Origin of the sequence: Photobacterium sp., from assembly GCF_033720175.1 — a bacterium.
In the GTDB taxonomy this organism is placed as follows: domain Bacteria; phylum Pseudomonadota; class Gammaproteobacteria; order Enterobacterales; family Vibrionaceae; genus Photobacterium.
Genome location: NZ_JAWWDA010000018.1, coordinates 41,155 through 56,181 on the forward strand (window position 1 = coordinate 41,155; position 15,027 = coordinate 56,181).

18 protein-coding genes and 1 other RNA gene are annotated in these 15,027 nt (G+C 48.2%); 11 read left to right on the forward strand and 8 right to left on the reverse strand.

The genetic code is table 11. From position 1 onward, the window contains the following. Positions 1-283: 283 nt before the first annotated feature. The 4 genes from ygfZ (at position 284) to R3289_RS17490 (ending at position 3,435) form a co-directional block, all read left to right on the forward strand. Complete coding sequence (gene ygfZ, locus R3289_RS17475; RefSeq protein WP_318926972.1) at positions 284-1,273, forward strand: tRNA-modifying protein YgfZ; 990 nt, start codon at positions 284-286, stop codon at positions 1,271-1,273. Between the two features lie 3 nt (positions 1,274-1,276). Further along, positions 1,277-1,738 (forward strand): YbaK/EbsC family protein, encoded by a 462-nt coding sequence (locus R3289_RS17480; protein ID WP_318926973.1) that lies wholly within the window; start codon positions 1,277-1,279, stop codon positions 1,736-1,738. Between the two features lie 217 nt (positions 1,739-1,955). Continuing rightward, positions 1,956-2,357 (forward strand): hypothetical protein, encoded by a 402-nt coding sequence (locus tag R3289_RS17485; protein WP_318926974.1) that lies wholly within the window; start codon positions 1,956-1,958, stop codon positions 2,355-2,357. Between the two features lie 139 nt (positions 2,358-2,496). Further along, the gene (locus R3289_RS17490; protein WP_318926975.1) at positions 2,497-3,435 is read left to right on the forward strand and encodes a LysR substrate-binding domain-containing protein; all 939 of its coding nucleotides are present in this window, start codon (positions 2,497-2,499) and stop codon (positions 3,433-3,435) included. A gap of 34 nt (positions 3,436-3,469) precedes the next feature. Here the strand turns inward: R3289_RS17490 and nqrM are convergent, their stop codons facing one another. The 3 genes from nqrM to R3289_RS17505 all read right to left on the reverse strand — a co-directional run bounded on the left by nqrM (position 3,470) and on the right by R3289_RS17505 (position 4,532). Further along, a complete protein-coding gene (gene nqrM, locus R3289_RS17495; protein ID WP_318926976.1) occupies positions 3,470-3,670 on the reverse strand; it encodes a (Na+)-NQR maturation NqrM in 201 nt (66 codons plus the stop codon). Next, entirely contained in the window at positions 3,671-4,144 is a 474-nt protein-coding gene (locus tag R3289_RS17500; RefSeq protein WP_318926977.1) for a NifB/NifX family molybdenum-iron cluster-binding protein, read from the reverse strand. An 88-nt stretch (positions 4,145-4,232) separates the two neighbouring features. Beyond that, complete coding sequence (locus R3289_RS17505; protein ID WP_318926978.1) at positions 4,233-4,532, reverse strand: DUF134 domain-containing protein; 300 nt, start codon at positions 4,530-4,532, stop codon at positions 4,233-4,235. A 530-nt stretch (positions 4,533-5,062) separates the two neighbouring features. Between R3289_RS17505 and R3289_RS17510 the strand changes: the two genes are divergently transcribed. Beyond that, a complete protein-coding gene (locus R3289_RS17510; RefSeq protein WP_318926979.1) occupies positions 5,063-5,266 on the forward strand; it encodes a DUF1107 domain-containing protein in 204 nt (67 codons plus the stop codon). Between the two features lie 117 nt (positions 5,267-5,383). Here the strand turns inward: R3289_RS17510 and gcvH are convergent, their stop codons facing one another. The 4 genes from gcvH to R3289_RS17530 all read right to left on the reverse strand — a co-directional run bounded on the left by gcvH (position 5,384) and on the right by R3289_RS17530 (position 9,176). Continuing rightward, positions 5,384-5,776, reverse strand: a complete 393-nt coding sequence (gene gcvH, locus R3289_RS17515; RefSeq protein ID WP_318926980.1) for a glycine cleavage system protein GcvH — start codon at positions 5,774-5,776, stop codon at positions 5,384-5,386. Between the two features lie 300 nt (positions 5,777-6,076). Then, positions 6,077-7,285 (reverse strand): FAD-dependent 2-octaprenylphenol hydroxylase, encoded by a 1,209-nt coding sequence (locus tag R3289_RS17520; protein ID WP_318926981.1) that lies wholly within the window; start codon positions 7,283-7,285, stop codon positions 6,077-6,079. Positions 7,286-7,302: 17 nt separating this feature from the next. Next, on the reverse strand, positions 7,303-8,508 hold the full coding sequence (gene ubiH / locus R3289_RS17525) for a 2-octaprenyl-6-methoxyphenyl hydroxylase (protein WP_318926982.1): 1,206 nt from the start codon (positions 8,506-8,508) through the stop codon (positions 7,303-7,305). A 20-nt stretch (positions 8,509-8,528) separates the two neighbouring features. Beyond that, positions 8,529-9,176, reverse strand: a complete 648-nt coding sequence (locus R3289_RS17530) for a UPF0149 family protein (RefSeq protein ID WP_318926983.1) — start codon at positions 9,174-9,176, stop codon at positions 8,529-8,531. Between the two features lie 276 nt (positions 9,177-9,452). Here R3289_RS17530 and zapA point away from each other — a divergent pair, with 276 nt between their 5' ends. The 5 genes from zapA (at position 9,453) to serA (ending at position 13,089) form a co-directional block, all read left to right on the forward strand. Continuing rightward, entirely contained in the window at positions 9,453-9,755 is a 303-nt protein-coding gene (zapA, locus tag R3289_RS17535) for a cell division protein ZapA (RefSeq protein ID WP_318926984.1), read from the forward strand. 7 nt (positions 9,756-9,762) lie between these two features. Continuing rightward, positions 9,763-9,945, forward strand: a non-coding RNA gene (gene ssrS / locus R3289_RS17540) — 6S RNA. Between the two features lie 98 nt (positions 9,946-10,043). Further along, positions 10,044-10,646 carry a 5-formyltetrahydrofolate cyclo-ligase gene (locus R3289_RS17545; RefSeq protein ID WP_318926985.1) on the forward strand — a complete coding sequence of 201 codons (603 nt, stop codon included), beginning with the start codon at positions 10,044-10,046 and terminating at the stop codon, positions 10,644-10,646. Positions 10,647-10,918: 272 nt separating this feature from the next. Next, a complete protein-coding gene (rpiA, locus tag R3289_RS17550; RefSeq protein WP_318926986.1) occupies positions 10,919-11,578 on the forward strand; it encodes a ribose-5-phosphate isomerase RpiA in 660 nt (219 codons plus the stop codon). Positions 11,579-11,859: 281 nt separating this feature from the next. Then, complete coding sequence (serA, locus tag R3289_RS17555; protein WP_318926987.1) at positions 11,860-13,089, forward strand: phosphoglycerate dehydrogenase; 1,230 nt, start codon at positions 11,860-11,862, stop codon at positions 13,087-13,089. A 321-nt stretch (positions 13,090-13,410) separates the two neighbouring features. Here the strand turns inward: serA and R3289_RS17560 are convergent, their stop codons facing one another. Then, entirely contained in the window at positions 13,411-14,115 is a 705-nt protein-coding gene (locus R3289_RS17560; RefSeq protein ID WP_318926988.1) for an oxidative stress defense protein, read from the reverse strand. Positions 14,116-14,439: 324 nt separating this feature from the next. Between R3289_RS17560 and R3289_RS17565 the strand changes: the two genes are divergently transcribed. Beyond that, complete coding sequence (locus R3289_RS17565; RefSeq protein WP_318926989.1) at positions 14,440-14,946, forward strand: YbaK/EbsC family protein; 507 nt, start codon at positions 14,440-14,442, stop codon at positions 14,944-14,946. Positions 14,947-15,027: the final 81 nt, after the last annotated feature.

A 15,027-nucleotide genomic window follows, 5' to 3' on the forward strand; every position in this document is an offset into this window, starting at 1 on the left:
TAACCAATATTAACAGCCGCTTCCCCCCTCGACCATGAGCAAAAACAAGCAAACAACCAAGATGAGACATATGATCAAAAAATAGTACGATACTTCAGTCAGGTATTATTTGCGATAATGACGTCAACAGGCTGACAAATGGTAGCCGGCGATTTAACATAGTGGTCATAAAGTTATTCACCATCTCTTTGTGATGGCCAGTCTCACCCCTGCCGTTTCATTGCCTCACAAGCAAGAAACCGTAATTTGAGCTGCCGTTACAACGTTAATCATGGAATGTCCTATGAGCACCTGGTCTAACGCACTGAATTTCAAAAAAATCCCATTGACAGCACAAGATAACCTGCCAGACCTGGCGTTGGTTAATCTGGATGATTGGGGTCTGATCACCCTGATCGGCGATGATAAAAAATCCTACCTGCAAGGTCAGGTAACCTGTGATGTGGTTTCCTTACCGGCAGATGCTTCAATCTTAGGAGCACATTGTGATGCCAAGGGCAAAATGCGCACAATCTTCCGCTTGTTCAACCACAATAACGGTTATGGTTTTCTACAACGCAAAAGCGTAATGGCCAGCCAACTGCCTGAACTTAAGAAATACGCGGTTTTCTCTAAGGTTGATATCGAGGCAAGCGATGACGTATTACTTGGCTTAACGGGAGACAAGGCACAAACTGTCGTTGATCAACTTTTTACCAGCGAAGGTGAGGTACGCGCTATTCAAGCAGGTACCGCAGTTAAAATTGACGATAACCGTTGGTTGGTTGCTGTCGCCGCAGAGCAAGCAGAAACGGTCGTCAACGCCATTGTTGAAGCCTGCAATGACGTACGGCTATCTGATAGCACGCTGTGGGATCTGTACGATATTCAATATGCGATTCCCCGTATAGATGCCGCAACAGAACTTGAATTCATTCCCCAGGCAATGAACTTGCAAGCCGTCGATGGCATCAGCTTTAAAAAAGGCTGCTACACCGGTCAGGAAACGGTCGCGCGCGCTAAGTACCGTGGCATCAATAAACGTGCAATGTATGTCGTCAGTGGTGAAGCGGCGCAATGCCCGCAGGCAGGTGATGCATTAGAGCGAAACATCGGTGAAAACTGGCGTAAAGGCGGCACGATCATTGCCGGTTATCACTATGCCGATAACCAGGCCGTCGCCCTCGTTGTACTGCCAAACAACCTGGATGCAGATACCCGATTCCGTCTTGCTGCTCAACCAGAATTCATCTGGACGAAGCAGGATCTGCCTTACACGTTGGATGACGAGTAAGTCATGAACACATCCGTTATTGACTACCTAGAAAAAGAAGGGGTCGACTATCGACTTCTTCCCCACACGAAGCCGGCCAAAACCATTGCAGACGCGGCGCAAGAGCGCGGCGTCGCTCCGGAGCAGATGGTGAAATCAATCCTGCTGCGCGACATGAGTGGTTTTCATGTCTTAGCCTGTGTACCGGGCCCCTCTCAGGTTGATCCGACCAAAGTACGTGCGATGTTTGGCTGTCGCCGCATGACCTGTGCCGATGCCACCGATGTCGAAAAAGTGACAGGCTTAGTGATCGGCACGGTGGCTCCGGTCGGATTAAAACACCCCTTGCCGCTCATTTTTGATCATGCGATTAAAAAGCACCATAAGGTCAACATCAGTAGTGGTGACCGCATGGCCGGTGTCGAACTGGAAACAGAAGATTTACTGATGCTGTGCGATCCAATGTTCGCTGACATTTGTCGCTGACAGATTTTATTCACTCACGGCGGCCTTCTCACTGGCAACGACTTAGGGGCCGTTTTCTGTCTGGTTGACCACAATTTACGGCAACTGATTCATTTTGTTACATCCTGATGTGGCGTATCTAATAAAATGATCATTGACCTCTTTTGAATAGTTTTTCATCAATGTAGAATAACCGCTCAATAAATGAATAAATTATATTTATTGAGAAGGATCCTCCATGCCCCAGCAAATGATCAAGCAACAAGCGATCTCCTGTGATCAATGTGACTACCAGATCAACAATGTTCATCCGAAATCTTACGTCATGGATCAACATGGCAACCGCGTTAACGCCAATTCTCTGAGTCACACCTTCGAAAACATCTATGGTGTTAGCGAGCACACCATTAATGCCGTCCTCAACGGTAAAATTAACGATGCCGCTGCCGAAGCACTACACAAAATGATTTTGAATCTGAGTGGTAAGCTTTATACCCATAGCTGCCGGAAATGTGCCGCCCACTTTACGTTAGATCCCGCAAAAGATAAGTATGCCTGTCCGCACTGCTGGTCCCAGAGAATCGCTCAGATTAACGATGGGGATCACTGCCCTAAATGCGGTGAAGGCAAACTGAATTAAATTGGCGTTAATCCGTCCCCCGACCATAAAGGCGCAGACGCGCCTTTATGTATTTTACGCTTTAGAAATCGTCTTGTTGACTTTCCCCTGACTTATCAGCAGTGTATATGCCTGTTGGCAGAAGTGGGAACCAAGTAATATGAAAGATATCAACTGGCGTGGCGTTGACCTCAATTTGCTGGTGGCTTTTTCAGCCCTGATGGAAACCCGGAGCGTAACAAAAGCTGCTGCCAAGCTTTCAATTGGTCAGTCAGCAATGAGCCATAACCTGTCGCGATTGCGACTGCTGCTTAACGACCCGTTGTTTGAGCGTCAGGGTCATCAGATGATCGCCACTCAGAAAGCAGCTGAGTTGGCACCCACCATCGAAAATATCTTAAACCTGGTGACAACTCAGATTTTACAGCCAGGTAGTTTCGATCCTCTGCATTATTCAGGCACTGTCCGGATTGGCTTAACCGACTACGCCGAGCTACTGTTTGCGCCCGCTATCTTTGACGCCATCGCCCAGCTTTCCCCCCAGTGCCAGCTTAGCTTCTGCAATGTGGATCGGAATAACTACAACGATAAGTTTAATGATCAGGACGTTGATATAGTGATCGGCTCTATGACTAACCTGCCAAAAGAATTAGTCAGCCAATATCTTTATACAGAAGATCATGTCTGCCTGTTTGACAGTGAAGCGACCGGACTAACAGCCCCGGTTAGCCTGGCACGTTATATCATCACCCCTCATGCCTTAGTAACGCCGGATGGTAAATTAGCCAGTCAAATCGATAATCAATTGCACGATCAGGGGTTCACCCGCCACATAGCGGTAGGGTCGAGTAACTTCCTGACTATACGCCACCTGTTAAAAGGGCGGAACTTACTCTGCGTGGTGTCACAATTAATGGCACGACTGGATCTCTTCAATGACGAACTCATCCAGTGCCCGGCTCCGGTTGAGATCCCGGACTTTGATATCAATATGTTATGGCAACGTCGAAATAGCAGCCACCCAAAAATCGAGTGGCTGCGCCAAGTGGTCAGCAAGACCATTACTCAACGAGTCGCATCCTTGCGTGGAGAAAAATGATGCAGTGAAAAATCTAAGCGCCTTGGCGGTAATATCATACAGATCTAGCGCCAGGCTCCTGTATTTGATAAAGCCTGTGGGTATCACAAGGTTCGGCACAGTCGCACTCTTTATCAACACCGACGGTAGCCAAACCACCACAACTACCACTGATGGTTTTCTTTTTCACAATCCAGCCTATTGCCATTGCGGTAATTACCAACAAGAAAATAGCCAGTGTTAGTACAAAGAGCATTTACTTGAACCCTCCTATCTTCATTAGACCTTGGAGCGACGGTTTTCTATTCATCATCGTACCAATTTTTGCTGGCTCTACTTTTTTCTTACTGCCACAACCGCACCCGCAATCCCCTTTTTCACGCTTGCAGGGACGCCCCTGCTCTGCTGCCGTTAGCGCTATCTTAGCCACACTGCCTGCGAGCACGGCTTGCACAGAGCTACGTGAAGGTACTTTACTCACGGTAAATCCGGCATTTAATAAACGCCCCAACGAGCGCTGGCCGATATTGCCAAGCACGACTTCAGTCACGCCAAATTCACCTAGTTGACGCTGGAGAATTTTCTTATGCTTGCAGCCAATTGCTTTGCTGCCTCCATTTTCAATACGAGCAATCATCTCCCCTTGCGGATCAAAAACCATAAATGCCGCAGCTTTACCGAAATGAGCGGCGACTTCAGAGCGAGGAGTAATAGCAATAGCAATAGACATATCAGTGTTCCTTTATTTCAGCCTCAGCGCATGGCTGGAAAGTTAATGAAGATAAAGCGGTTATTGCGGGTCGAGGGACGGTTTCTTCTTATTCTGTAATCTCATGCAAGTGCGCAGCTTGCAAATCGATCGCCTGTCCTGTGACCAATGCCTGCGCCACTTTATGACGAGCACGGGATACAATATTTCCCAGCGTCTGACGAGAGACTCCAAGGTGCTTGGCCGCTTCTATTTGGCAGAGGCCATTCATGTCAACCAGACGTATTGCCTCCAATTCATCCGCAGCCAGTTCAATCGACGCCAGCTGTGACATTGGCACGCCATTCGGTTTAAAACAGCTGTATGCCGGACGACAACCAATCCGGCGTTGAATTTTAGGTCTTGCCATCGCACCCTCATTTTTGGCATAAGCTAACAACCCCTGTATTATTAGCCTATGCCAACAACCTTTTATTGATCCAACACAAACAGCGGCATCAATTCTCGAAATTTTTCTGTCCAGAGGAAGCAAGGCTGACATTTATCCGAACAGATACTGAACAACTGGAAAAGGGGATTTCAGAAGATAATGCTATTTAGCAACGAGATGAAAACGAACAATGCACAAAAATCAGACCGGAAAAGAAAGTAACTTTACACTACTGAACGCAGCATAATATGAATAAAAGAGCGTAACATGATAATAAATAACCATTAATCCAGTAAAATAATTGTCTTTAAAATAAGTTCATAAGACAAATTCTTGCTTATCCAGCCCTACACCAACAGAATATTATCCCGAAAGATGATATTTACAACTAAAAATAATCTAATCAATTGAATTTAACATTAGTATTATGCTGACAAAGTCACAGAAGTGTAATGCAAGTTGTTTTATAATACGTCGCGTTAGGAAAACCAGACAAGGTTGAGTTGTTTATGCGCATGTTCAAACGCTACTTGCCGAAGTTAATTGCTAAGCATGTAAGTCGTTTATTTAGTGGAAGAATTTATATTGATGGCCGAGGAGGCTATCATTTCGACAAGGGAATGTTGCTTGTGCCAGTACAAGCTCAACAACGGCATTATCAAACCGTCAATGAGGTTAACCAAGAGATAAAACGTTTGAAGGAAGTCTGCTGAGAGCATTAATGCCCAGCATAAATTTCTTTTTTGCGGATCTCTGTGTATTTAAGCCCACTGGTAGTGGGCTTTTAAATGAACAGGCTATACGCATCGTGATAAAGACACCGATGGCAATTACTCCGATTCATCCACCAGATCCTGGTAGCTCTCAGCGTCGAGTAAATCTTCAAATTCCCCTTCATCTTCTGCTTTTATCTGAAATAACCAGCCATCACCATAAGGATCACTGTTTACCAATTCGGGCGAACTGTCTAAGTCTTCATTCACCGCAATGACCACCCCGGTTAACGGCGCATATACATCAGTGGCTGCTTTCACCGACTCGGCAACCGCGCAGTCTTCACCCGCCTCTGTCTCTGTATCCAGATCAGGTACATCAACAAACACCATATCACCCAACATTGACTGAGCATGGTCGGTAATGCCGACAGTAAAAACGCCATCCCCTTCAGGGCGAACCCATTCATGGGTATTGGTAAATTTCAATTCAGAGGGAACATAACTCATTGTGTAACTTCCTTATGAAAAGACTGCTTATCACTCGATAACTGGTTCGGTTCAAGCAGATGATTTAAGACCCAAACGCCTCACTCCCATGTCAATTCACCATGAAATGCACTGAGAGAACACCTAACAAATCAGTCTGGTACAACTACAGCCTACAGTTTTTGCTGTAACTCACACGGCATCGATTTCCTGTTATTTACTGTAGGTGAAAAAAGCCCTTTTGTGATCAATTTATCTTTTTTATCTGGCAGGTAAAAAAAAACCATCTCAATGGAGATGGCTTCAATAGACAATTTGACATTAATATTTGGCTAATTCCGGTAACTCACCCGATAAACCCAGAGCCCGGCGCATAAACTCGTCTTTGACTCCCGGCGCTTTATCCGCAATCAGCATGCCCAGATCCCGCACCAGCTTTTTAGCCGGGTTACTACCGTCGAACAGATCCCGGAATGTCTGCATTGCAGCGATCATTTTAGCGGCTTCCGCTTTTCGCCAGCGTTCATAATGACGCAAATTGGCTTTATGGCCGATATCCTGCTCTTGCAACCACAACGCCTTGAGTTCTTGAGCCAGACTTGCCGCATCCAGTAAACCAAGGTTAACCCCCTGACCCGCTAAAGGATGAATAGTGTGCGCGGCATCACCGACTAAAGCGACACGGTCTCGAACAAAGTCGCGGGCATAACGCATTTTCAGTGGGAACGCCTGACGTTCACCTTCAACTTGACATAAACCTAAACGGTGATCAAAAGCAGCCGTGAGTGACTTATTAAATTCTTCGTCACTTAACCCACACAACTGCTCAGCCTCTTCCGGTGGAACAGACCAGACAATAGAACATAAATCACTTTCAGCTAACGGCAGAAAGGCCAGTGGCCCTTGCGGCCGGAAAATCTGGCGCGCTGTGTTGCCATGGGCTTCATCACAACGAATATTGGCCACAATGGCGCTGTGGCCGTAATCCCAGTGAGTCAGTGGAATATCCAGCTGATGACGAAGCCAAGAGTTAGCGCCATCCGCACCGACCACCAGCTTGGCCGTCAGATTTTTACCCGATTCCATGCTGAGCCAGGCTTCGCTCTCACCGAAAGCAATATTCTGACAGCGTTCCGGTGCCAGCACAGTGACATTGCTCAACTGCTTAACGCGATCCAGCAGCGCTAACTGAATGACCCGGTTTTCGACGATATACCCTAGATTCGGCTGGGCTAAACGTTCGGCATCAAATTGAATGCTGGCGAAGCTATCTTGCTCCCAGACCTCCATTTTTCGGTAAGGAGTCAGACGACGGGCTTCAATCCCCGACCAGGCTCCGGTCCGGCGAAGAATACGCTCGCTGGCTCGGCTTAATGCGGAAACACGTAAATCCGGTAATGAAGCAAGCTCAGGTTCAGGCAACTGACCTTCAATCACGGCAACACGCAGCTCGGTGTCCGCTAACGCAGCGGCCAGGGTCAGGCCAACCATTCCCCCACCAATAATGGCAACATCAACACTCTGCATCATTATACCAATTCCATTAATTATCTTTCTACCTGTCCCATCGCACGCCTTAGCAGCGGTGCCTTTAACGTATCAAAAAGGTTCATTATCATCAGGCCGGTATTACGGCCAGCAACGAGAGGAAAACTGTCATTGGCAAAGAGGCTCACCAGCCCTGATGTCATGGCAATTGTCGCCTCGCGATCCGGCATGCGACGCTGGCGGTAGCGACTTAACATCGCAGCACAACCTACATCTTCGCCCAGATCGAGAGCCCGTACGATCTCTTCGGCCAGTGACATGACATCACGCAGTCCTAAATTAAACCCTTGCCCCGCAATCGGATGCAGCGTTTGCGCAGCATTACCCACCACGGCGACACGGTGCGAGGTCAGTGACTGCGACTGGCGCAGCAATAACGGATAGGCTGCACGCTCGCCGGTTTTAACTAACTGGCCTAAACGCCAGCCAAAAACCTGCTGCAATTCTGCCAGGAACCGCCCATCGTCCCACCCCATGACTGCGGCCTGATGCTCGGGCTTAATGCACCATACCAGTGAACTCCGCCCTTCCGACATCGGCAACATCGCAACCGGGCCAAAAGGGGTAAAACGCTCAAAAGCTCGACCCTGGTGTGCTATTGCGGTGGTTATATTGGCAATCACGGCCACTTGTTCAAAGTCGTGTTCGATCCGGGGAATGCCTAACAGTTCACAACACCCCGACAAGGCACCATCAGCGGTCACCAGTAGCCGGGTTTGCAACTGCTCTCCCGACCCAAGGGTGAGATTGACTTGCTGCTGAGTACGTGAGATGTCGGCGATCGTCGCCGGGCAATAGAGATCGGTCTGATCCTGTTGCTTAAGCTGCTGATGAAATACCGTGCCGGTATCAGCCAGTTCAACCACATAACCGAGCGCATCAACCGCCAACTCTTTGGCATCCATACGAACCATACCCGCATGGCCGCGATCAGAAACATGGATATGAGAAATCGCGGTCGCGGCATTAGCCAGTTTAGGCCAGACCCCGATTTTATCCAGCAGATTGGCAGAGCCTAAAGATAACGCGATACTGCGCGCATCATAGCCCGGGTGCTGATCCAGTGTCGGTTTGACGGCTTCAACAACCGCAATACGCAACCCCTGAACACTATCGCAACGATTGCCACAGAGTTTATTCAGTGCAATTGCCAATGCCGCACCGGCCATCGCGCCCCCGGCAATTACAACATCATACTGTTTCACATCCAGTCCCTTAGCGTTAGTTAATGCTGCGTCGGTTTTTCACCCTGACCAATACCAGGGATAGTCGGTTCTTCAACCGCTCCCGGACGCTGGCTCAACTCAACCAGACAGGCCAACACACATTCAGGCACATAGGCAACCACATTATCGAACAACTGCGCCTGCTCTGCCATGTCTTCGTCTTCATCGATACCTAACTGGGCGATCTCTTCCAGCACCGACACGGCTTCCGTCACTTCCGGTGACAGCTTGGCTTTTTCCAGCCCCATCAAACCCAGGCCTGAAATAAAATTAGTCGTCCATTCACTCAATGCTTCGGCGCGCAGCATCAGCTCAGCGTCTTCAGCAGGCAGCAGTAGAGAAATGTTGAATTCGTAATGAGCCAGTTCAGCAGCCGTTGAGGTAAACAATATTGTTGCTACCCCCCCCAGCTCGGTGGAGGCGGCATCAAATACCGTCCGAACTGCCACTTTCGCACCATCAGTTAAAGGTTGACCCTCGTTGGCGTAGTCGCTTACCGGACCGATCCAGCTTTCATCGTCTACCGCCAGGCCTCCGCAGATCATACCGCTCAGCAGGCCGTGAAGCTCTGACGGTGAAGCCGCTAAACCGTGATCTTTTAATGCTGTATCAACAGCTTCATATAGAGGGATTTTAACTTCGCTCATGGGGGGTTCACCTTCGTCTCATTGGTGCTAATCTTAATTGTGTTATGCTACCACTTAGCCTCAAATCAGGCTAATACCCTTTGGGGAAAGCTTGGGCTATGTTTGCAGTTGCAGCAGATTGCAGCAGACTGGTTAATTTCTGATTAGTCAGTGACTCATCCCCCTAAAGCGTGATGAGTGGACTTGCATGTTGAAAAGGCTTTTCCTATATTATCTTCCTATTGCAAGCGGAATGCTAAGCAGACAGTATTCTTGCACGGAGCTGATTAGAGATTTATGAGTACTCAGGCAGTTGAAATTCAAGTTTTAGGCAGGTTCTTAAAGGTTAACTGTCCATTAGGTCAGGAAGATGCGCTGCGAGAAGCGGCGGCAGATTTTGATCAGCGTCTGAAAGATCTGTCTGAACGCACAAAGGTAACAAACACCGAGCAACTGCTGATGTTTGCCGGTTTAAACGTGTGCAGTGAAATGCACAGCGAGCGTAGAGAACACAACGGCAGTGCTTCAAATTTATCCAATAGAATCAGCACGCTAGCAGAAACATTGGATAAAGCATTGCAAAATCAACCAAAGCGTTGATAATGAATTGACCCTGGGGTGTACGTCAGCGTATTAACGTCCCCGAGCCGATAAGCAAAAAAACAGGATTAGCTGTCTATTAGCTATTGAGCATGCTCAGCCTGACTGAGAAGCCTGCGGTTGATGTTGCTGATCCACCTTGAACATCTGGTTCAAGGGCCACAATGCGCAACGGCACCCTGGGGCATCCCCTCTACCTCGATCGTAACGAGAATTGAGATTCTAGACGCTCTTCCACTAGATACTCGCTCTATAATTACCCGAACTACCTCTGTCATTGGATGACCTATGAGTTCACCTGTTCAACCCTCATCTTCTCGCCAGCACATTCGCCAGCATATTCGCCTGCGTCGCCGTGGCCTCAGCCCTCAGCAACAACAGCATGCCGCGCACGATCTGCTGATACTATTCCAACAGGTGGCAAGTGTTATCGACGCCCATCATATTGCCCTGTATTTATCTAATGACGGTGAAATCAATACTCAGCCACTGATTGACTGGCTGTGGCAGCACGGCAAAGCGGTTTATCTGCCTGTTCTGCATCCATTCAGCAAAGGCCAGTTACTGTTTCTGCACTATACGCCAGAGACACGGATGACGCTGAATAAATATCACATCCAAGAGCCGGTATTAGATATTCGCCTGGTCAAGCCGGTAAGTGAACTGGATCTGATCTGCACCCCGCTGGTCGCCTTTGATAATACCGGTCAGCGGCTGGGAATGGGGGGCGGTTATTATGACCGCACGCTCAATCGCTGGCATCATGAGAAACAAGGCCCGCGCCCGCTGGGGCTGGCTCATGATTGCCAGCAGGTCGAAAACCTGCCGTTCGAAGCCTGGGATGTTCCGCTACCAGAAATTATTACGCCTTCCTGCCATTTTTCCTGGTAATGGACGAATACTGACGTCTCCTCAGCCAATCCCAATCGAACCACGCAAACGTTTGGTATTTATGTGCCACAGCCTTCACCGCTAACTCTATGTTATTAATAGAATTATGATTTATGAGTTAGATAACAGCGATCTCAGTCAAAATTTGCCCTGACGTATCATCCACTCTTCGCTATAATCAGCGCTCCGCGCAACGTGATACCAAACTGAACAAGTCTCTGCTCGAGCAGAGACTTGTTCAGTTTGGTATTAGCCATTACTAGGAGACAGGCATGACACAAGATGAAATGAAAAAAGCGGCTGGCTGGGCTGCACTGGAATACGTTACAAAAGGCAGCATTGTCGGTGTAGGGACTGGCTCAACCGTTAATCACTTCATCGATGCACTAGAAACCCGCAAAGAAGAGATCAAAGGAGCGGTTTCGAGCTCTGTCGCCTCCACTGAACGTCTGGAACAAATCGGTATTCCGGTTTTTGATGCCAATGACGTTGACGGCCTCGATATTTATGTTGATGGTGCCGACGAAATCAATGAACAATATGACATGATCAAAGGCGGCGGCGCGGCACTGACTCGCGAGAAAATCGTTGCTGCAATGTCTAAAAAATTCATCTGCATTGTTGATAATACTAAACAAGTAGACGTTCTGGGTCAGTTCCCTCTGCCCGTTGAAGTGATCCCAATGGCACGTTCATATATCGGTCGTGAGCTGGTCAAGCTTGGTGGCGATCCGGTATACCGTGAAGGTGTTGTGACGGATAACGGCAATATTATTATTGACGTGCATAACATGGCAATCACTGACGCGAAGGCGATGGAAGACAAAATCAATGCCTTGCCAGGTGTGGTGACTGTCGGTCTGTTTGCTCACCGCGGAGCGGATGTTCTGCTGGTTGGCTCGCCAGATGGTGTTAAAAAATTCGAAAAATAAGCAAGCATACCCGCAGCTTATGTTATTAGATTACGAAACGGCATAATATATGCCGTTTTTTATTGTCTTTTTTGTAATATTCTTACCCTTACTGGTTATTATTTGATACTTTAATGAACAGCATGTAGCAATCGTTTGAGTGTAAGCCTCAGGCTACTGGCAAGCAGGAAAAGGATATTACCCGCAGCCCGCTATATAATACCGTAAATCCTTTTCCGTTCCGCTTCGCCGGTTGCCCAACCTGAGCTCCTGCCACTCATGTTTTAAAGGATGAGAACCCAATGGCTAAAGTTTCACTGGATAAAGAAAAGATTAAAATTCTCTTATTGGAAGGCCTCCACCCTTCTACAATTGAGGTTTTACAGCAGGCTGGTTACACCAATATTGAATACCATAAAGGTTCACTTGCCGGTAGCGAACTGCTTGATGCGATCAAAGACGCCCACTTTGTCGGTATTCGCTCGCGTACTCAGCTAACGGAAGAAGTCTTTGACTCAGCCAAGAAGCTGATGGCTGTGGGTTGTTTCTGTATCGGTACCAATCAGGTTGATCTTGCAGGAGCTAGCAAACGGGGTATTCCGGTTTTTAACGCCCCCTTCTCAAATACCCGAAGTGTCGCCGAGTTAGTACTGGGAGAAATACTGCTGCTGCTTCGCGGTATTCCGGAAAAAAATGCCAAAGCCCACCGTGGTGAATGGCAGAAGTCTGCCGATCATTCTTATGAAGCGCGCGGCAAACGGTTAGGCATCATTGGTTACGGCCACATCGGTACGCAGCTGGGTATTCTGGCAGAAAACCTCGGCATGCGAGTCTATTTCTACGATATCGAAAACAAACTCTCACTGGGTAACGCCACGCAGGTTCGCTCAATGACCGAGCTGCTCAACAAGTGTGATGTGGTCAGCCTGCATGTGCCGGAAACCCCTGATACTCAGGATATGATGGGCGCTGATGAGTTTGCTCGCATGAAACCAGGGGCTATTTTCATCAATGCCGCGCGTGGCACTGTGGTTGAAATCGATGCGCTCTGCAGCGCGCTGGAAAGCAAGCACCTCGCGGGCGCTGCAATTGACGTCTTCCCGGTAGAGCCGAAAACCAACAAAGACCCGTTCATATCGCCACTGGCACAATTTGACAATGTATTGTTGACACCGCATATCGGTGGCTCAACCCAGGAAGCGCAGGAAAACATCGGGCTTGAAGTCGCCGGTAAGTTAGTGAAATATTCCGATAATGGTTCAACACTGTCAGCAGTTGGCTTCCCTGAAGTGTCACTGCCTGAGCACCGCGACTGTTCGCGTCTGCTGCACATTCATGAAAACCGCCCGGGGATCCTGAATCAGATCACCACGATCTTCGCCGCAGAAGGGATCAACATTGCTGCGCAGTACCTGCAAACAGGTGCCCAGATCGGTTATGTGGTTATTGATGTGGAAACCAAGCGCTCGGAAGAAGCCCTCCGAAAGCTGAAAGCTATCGACGGCACCATTCGTGCCCGTATTCTGCATTAATATCAAAACGACAGAATCGAGAGCCTAGTTTCGAGGTTTGAGATTCGAGATCCTAGTTTCGAGATATGAGAAAGGAGAGCATTTGCTCTCCTTTTTGTGTTTTAGTCCTATGGTCCTATGGTCCTATGGTCCTATGGTCCTATGGTCCTATGGTCCTATGGTCCTATGGTCCTATGGTCCTATGGTCCTATGGTCCTATGGTCCTATGGTCCTATGGTCCTATGGTCCGGCAGACTCTTCGAGTCAGATTTTGAAGTCAAGCTTTTGATTTTCCTCGTGACTAGAAACTAGAAACTAGAATCTCGCAACTCAAAATATCTTCTACTCCTCAAGCTTAAACACCACTTCCACCCGATCCCGAATCGTCATGTGAGCATCTTGATAGGTTGCCGCCGTTTCTCCGGCGGCGTCCATGGCCATTGCCCTCATCATTATCGGACGTGGGCTAGCGGCGTGGTACGTGATCTTCCACACCCCTTCAATGCTCTCACCAAATCCCTTAGCAAGCGATTCAGCTTTTTCCCGGGCATCTTTAATCGCAGCCTGACGTGCCTGCTCGATGAACTCCGCTTCATTGCTGACTTTCAGCTCGATGTGATTAATCCGATTAATACCATCACCCAAAGCGCCATCTAAATATTCGTTCAACTTCTCTAGCAACTTGACGGTTACCGTTATATGGCGACTGGCACGATAGCCCGTTAGCTCTGGCTGTTTATCTTTTGGATAATGGTATTGTGGGTGCAGCGTAATATTCGCACTCGTAATATCTGTGCGATCCACACCTTGCTGCTTCAGGCGTTCGTTAAAGGCGGTGACAGCTTTATCTACCGCCAGCTTGGCTTCTTTTGCCGTCTGCCGGGTTTCGACAACTTCAACCGTGAACACTGCCATATCAGGCTGGGCCATGACTTCGCCCATCCCTGTGGTTTCCAGATGCGGAAAATCAACATCCGCAGCCATTACTCCCGCAGAGATCAATGAACTGGCGCCGACTAATACCACCGCGAGTAAATGTTTCTTCATATTGCTTTCCTACTCTCTTGTTATTGAAGATATTATTGATGGCGAATATTCGATAATGCGTTACGTGTATGGGTTCGACAACAGAACTCACCAAATTATCCCCCTTGTTCTCTTTTTTGAATGCCGTTTTATTGAGCAGTCAATATCAACGGCCGATGATATGTATGACTGGGTGTTTGAAAGCCATGATCGCGTCGTTTTTGCTATCGGTACGGTAAAATGAGGTTCTACCTTGTTAAAATCAAAGGTAAAGCGCAGTATTGATCTCGCCGTTGCCGCTATGATGCTCTCATCGCCAGCCACTAAAAGGACTATTTAAACAATATGTTGCCTGAACAATTGGAAGCTATCTATCGCAAAAATCTTGCCCTGTTCAGCAAAGCCGGTGTCGGTTATCGGCAATGGCAACATGCGCCGATCCTGGATTTTGCAACCGATGAGCGTATTGCTAAAGAACTGGGCTGGACAGCAGCACCAACCAAAAGCCTGTTCATGAAAATTAAGGGAGGGGGTTATTGTTTGCTCCTGACCCATCGCGACCGTCGTTTGAACAGTAAGCTGGTTAAGCAGGTGCTGGGTAAAAGGGTGTCGGTATGCAGCAATGAGGAGATGGCAGTTGAGATTGGCTGTGTGCCCGGAGCGGTGTGCCCGTTTGGCTTGCCGGAGCATATTACCTTGCTCGTCGACCCGGTGGTTTATGAGCATAAAGAGCTGATGTTTACCCCCGGAAAACCGGACTATACCTTTGCCTTTGATAGCGCTGAACTGAATAAACTGCTCATGCACTTAACGAATCCAGTGATCACTCTGCCAGCGGTTGAACAGGCTTAAACCATATTCACTGTCCGTGTCGCGGCGATTAATGATTCCAGAAAAAAATGGAGCCCACCCGGCTCCATTTTGGTTTATCAG

Excerpts from the sequence above, each read along its gene's own strand:
- gcvH (WP_318926980.1), bottom strand. The coding sequence starts at position 5,776 with ATGAGTTATGTTCCCTCTGAATTGAAATTTACCAATACCCATGAATGG.
- ygfZ (WP_318926972.1), top strand. The coding sequence starts at position 284 with ATGAGCACCTGGTCTAACGCACTGAATTTCAAAAAAATCCCATTGACA.
- R3289_RS17530 (WP_318926983.1), bottom strand. The coding sequence starts at position 9,176 with ATGAGCGAAGTTAAAATCCCTCTATATGAAGCTGTTGATACAGCATTA.
- R3289_RS17485 (WP_318926974.1), top strand. The coding sequence starts at position 1,956 with ATGCCCCAGCAAATGATCAAGCAACAAGCGATCTCCTGTGATCAATGT.
- rpiA (WP_318926986.1), top strand. The coding sequence starts at position 10,919 with ATGACACAAGATGAAATGAAAAAAGCGGCTGGCTGGGCTGCACTGGAA.
- R3289_RS17520 (WP_318926981.1), bottom strand. The coding sequence starts at position 7,285 with ATGATGCAGAGTGTTGATGTTGCCATTATTGGTGGGGGAATGGTTGGC.
- serA (WP_318926987.1), top strand. The coding sequence starts at position 11,860 with ATGGCTAAAGTTTCACTGGATAAAGAAAAGATTAAAATTCTCTTATTG.
- R3289_RS17560 (WP_318926988.1), bottom strand. The coding sequence starts at position 14,115 with ATGAAGAAACATTTACTCGCGGTGGTATTAGTCGGCGCCAGTTCATTG.
- R3289_RS17545 (WP_318926985.1), top strand. The coding sequence starts at position 10,044 with ATGAGTTCACCTGTTCAACCCTCATCTTCTCGCCAGCACATTCGCCAG.
- R3289_RS17500 (WP_318926977.1), bottom strand. The coding sequence starts at position 4,144 with ATGTCTATTGCTATTGCTATTACTCCTCGCTCTGAAGTCGCCGCTCAT.
- zapA (WP_318926984.1), top strand. The coding sequence starts at position 9,453 with ATGAGTACTCAGGCAGTTGAAATTCAAGTTTTAGGCAGGTTCTTAAAG.
- R3289_RS17565 (WP_318926989.1), top strand. The coding sequence starts at position 14,440 with ATGTTGCCTGAACAATTGGAAGCTATCTATCGCAAAAATCTTGCCCTG.
- R3289_RS17505 (WP_318926978.1), bottom strand. The coding sequence starts at position 4,532 with ATGGCAAGACCTAAAATTCAACGCCGGATTGGTTGTCGTCCGGCATAC.
- R3289_RS17490 (WP_318926975.1), top strand. The coding sequence starts at position 2,497 with ATGAAAGATATCAACTGGCGTGGCGTTGACCTCAATTTGCTGGTGGCT.
- nqrM (WP_318926976.1), bottom strand. The coding sequence starts at position 3,670 with ATGCTCTTTGTACTAACACTGGCTATTTTCTTGTTGGTAATTACCGCA.
- R3289_RS17480 (WP_318926973.1), top strand. The coding sequence starts at position 1,277 with ATGAACACATCCGTTATTGACTACCTAGAAAAAGAAGGGGTCGACTAT.
- R3289_RS17510 (WP_318926979.1), top strand. The coding sequence starts at position 5,063 with ATGCGCATGTTCAAACGCTACTTGCCGAAGTTAATTGCTAAGCATGTA.